This is a genomic window from Bacteroidales bacterium (genome assembly GCA_018334875.1).
Classification (GTDB): domain Bacteria; phylum Bacteroidota; class Bacteroidia; order Bacteroidales; family UBA12077; genus JAGXLC01.
Window position 1 is genome coordinate 1 of record JAGXLC010000477.1, and the last position, 2,984, is coordinate 2,984.

General features: G+C 42.4%; 5 protein-coding genes. 1 reads left to right on the plus strand and 4 read right to left on the minus strand.

Going from position 1 to position 2,984, the window contains the following annotated elements:
* The first annotated feature begins 194 nt into the window (after nt 1-194).
* Nucleotides 195-608: a DUF393 domain-containing protein gene (locus tag KGY70_20090; protein MBS3777506.1), complete on the plus strand. Its 414-nt coding sequence runs from the start codon at nt 195-197 to the stop codon at nt 606-608.
* A gap of 403 nt (nt 609-1,011) precedes the next feature.
* Here KGY70_20090 and KGY70_20095 read toward each other — a convergent pair whose 3' ends face one another.
* The 4 genes from KGY70_20095 to KGY70_20110 form a co-directional block, all read right to left on the minus strand.
* Nucleotides 1,012-1,545, minus strand: coding sequence for a DUF4924 family protein (locus KGY70_20095; GenBank protein MBS3777507.1), 534 nt, complete (start codon nt 1,543-1,545; stop codon nt 1,012-1,014).
* A 3-nt stretch (nt 1,546-1,548) separates the two neighbouring features.
* Nucleotides 1,549-1,938, minus strand: coding sequence for an RNA-binding S4 domain-containing protein (locus KGY70_20100; GenBank protein MBS3777508.1), 390 nt, complete (start codon nt 1,936-1,938; stop codon nt 1,549-1,551).
* 21 nt (nt 1,939-1,959) lie between these two features.
* Nucleotides 1,960-2,523, minus strand: coding sequence for an aminoacyl-tRNA hydrolase (gene pth / locus KGY70_20105; GenBank protein ID MBS3777509.1), 564 nt, complete (start codon nt 2,521-2,523; stop codon nt 1,960-1,962).
* Between the two features lie 12 nt (nt 2,524-2,535).
* A partial coding sequence (locus KGY70_20110; protein MBS3777510.1) for a 50S ribosomal protein L25 occupies nt 2,536-2,984 on the minus strand: 449 nt, incomplete at its 5' end.

A 2,984-nucleotide genomic window follows, 5' to 3' on the forward strand; every position in this document is an offset into this window, starting at 1 on the left:
AGCCGGATCAGATGTCTTCATCCAATAAGAATTTAAAAATACAAGAAGTATCCTACTGTGAACAAAGACAGGAATTGACTCTCTCATTGAAGGCTATTGATATTCAAGGAGAAACAGGAATCATCAGCATGAACCCATCTCAATAATTTTTTTTGTCTAAAAATAATAAAAATTAAACTTAAATCTTTGATTGGATGCCCTTATCAACCTACAAACCAATCGTCCTCTTCGACGGTTACTGCAACTTGTGCAGCAGTTCGGTGGTTTTTGTGCTGAAGCGGGAGCGGGGGGATGTTTTTCGTTATGCCTCCCTGCAATCGGATTTTGCTGAGAGGTTGCTTACGGATATGGGCATGGAGAAAGATGTACCCGATTCCATTGTTCTGATTGAAGGCGGGAAGGTATATACCCAATCCACCGCAGCACTGCGAATTGCGAAAAGATTAAGGTTGTTGTGGCCTGCTCTGTATGCTTTTGTTGTTGTTCCAAAATTTATCCGTGATCCGGTTTATGACTGGATCGCTCGCAACCGTTACAAGTGGTTCGGCAAACGCAGCACCTGCTTTGTACCAAATCAAGACGTAAAGCATAAATTTCTGGATAAGTAAAATGAATAAGAAACCTGAATAGATGGGCAACTTACCCGAATAGTTGAAAACCTCCGTGAAGTAGGGTAATGTTAATTTTAAGGTTTGAGAATGCGTGGTAAATTCAAAATATAACAAGAAAACGAGCAGAGAAAAGAACGGCAAAAGTGATGAGTTATGGGTTTTGAGTGGTGAGTATTTTTGCCAATGACTTAATGACAACCGAATGACAATAAAACTTGTCCGGCTCTTTGACGGATGACAATCAAATTTTCTTGTCTATCAATCCTCGAGTCACAGCAAGGTAGACTCTGCATAATTACCCCCCTTCAAAGCTCTAATGACAATCGAATGACAACAAATGACCATAGATGACAACCCACTGAATGCAAGGACAGCCAACTCATTACTCACTACTAGAAACTTACTGCATCCCTTTCCTTTCCATATACTTGTCGTTCAGCATAGCGATCAAATGGCTGATGGAAGCTTGTGCGTCTTTGGTGGCAGGATTTAGATCTTTTTTCTGAAGCCTGAGCATCAGTATTCCATAAAGCCCCTGCAGACAGGCTTCAATATCCCCGCGGGCTGTACCCTGTGACTTGCCTTTCAGGTCGTTTATACTGGCCTTCGCCTTATTGTAGGCATTCACATATTCCAGCTCATTGGGATCTCTGATGGTCGATTTGTGCAGATTCTCCAACTCATCAATGATGGAATTGAGAAAATTCAGATGGCCTTTTTCTTTGATTCCTTCATTCTCCATGCGTTGAATGAGGTCTCTGTACCATTCCCGCATTTCTTCCTTTACTTCCTCCGGCTGGTCGAATTTTTGGATGATATTTCTGTCAATTTGCTCCGGATCGAAACGGTTGGCACGGATCATATCCTCTATCTGCCACATGTAAAGTATATATTCGGCTATATTGGTCTTCTTCTTCTCTCTGGCTATGATCATTTCTTATAATCCTTTCTTCTTGAATTTATCCAGTATTCTTCTTTCTTTCTTGGTAGGCCTGCCTGCTCCTTTGGGCCGGTGTTCATGGATCACCTGTTTCTGGACATCAAGTTTTTTCATTTCTTTTTCCGGGGTGATGTCTTCCAGGTTTTCCCGGGCGATGGTTGCGGACTGCCTTTTTTCGAGCAAACCGGTAACACGGTATTTGTAGAAAACGGGTTTCTTTTTCACCGTTACCACTTCGCCTACTCTAACCGTATTGGAAGGCTTGACCTGCTGATCATTAATCAATACCCTTCCTTTTTTACAGGCCTCGGCAGCTTTGCTTCGGGTTTTGAATATTCTTACCGCCCAGAGCCATTTGTCTATTCGCAATTCATCTTTTTTGGTCATATAATATAATGACGTTGTGAATTATTTTATATTGTAATGGTTCATGGTAAGCTCCAGACCAATGGTACCAAAGGCTTTGATCATCTCTGCAGCATGTTCTGCAAGTTCGGGGAGTTTTTTTTCTTCCTGAGTGGACCATTCACTCAGTACATAATTCACCTGGGCTCCCTGGGGAAAATCGTTCCCGATGCCAAAACGAAGTCGGGGGTAATTGCTGGTACCCAACACCTGATTGATGTTGGCCAGACCGTTGTGTCCGGCATCTCCTCCTTTAGGTCTTATTCTTATAGAGCCGAAAGGGATGGATACATCATCCACAACCACCAGCAGTCTTTCTAACGGAATCTTTTCCTTCTTTAACCAGTAATGGATTGCTCTGCCACTAAGATTAACGTAAGTTGTGGGTTTGAGAAGTATAAAGGTTCTACCCTTGTGCTTGAATTGAGTGATAAAACCGTAACGTTTGTCATCAAAAGAAATATTGGATGCCTCAGCCAAAGCATCCAATATTCTAAAACCAATGTTATGACGGGTGTGTTTGTACTTTTCCCCGATATTTCCCAATCCTGCTATCAGGTATTTCAAGGTTATGAAATTTTATTCCTTACCTTCACTGCCGCCTTCTTCGGCACCTTCACCTTCTTCGGCTTCTGCTGCTTCACCTTCTTCACCTTCTTCTTCGCCCTCTTCACCTTCTGCAAGTTCATCTTCAGGCAGAGCAAAGGCAGCACCGCCACGTGGACTCTTAATCAATACCATTACAGAGTTTGGATCATCCAATATTTCCAGATTTTCATAAGAAATATCATCAATGCGGATGGAATCTCCGATGGTCAATTGGCTGACATCCAGCTTAATCTCATCGGGCATGTCTTTAGGCAAGGCCCTTACCACTACTTTTCTCATCTTGATGATTTCTTTTCCTCCGTCTGTAACCCCTGCCGGTACACCTTCATATCTTACAGGGATCTCCATCCAGAACGGATGTTTTTCAACCACCTCATAAAAGTCAATATGCTGTATATCATCCCTTACCGGATGGAATT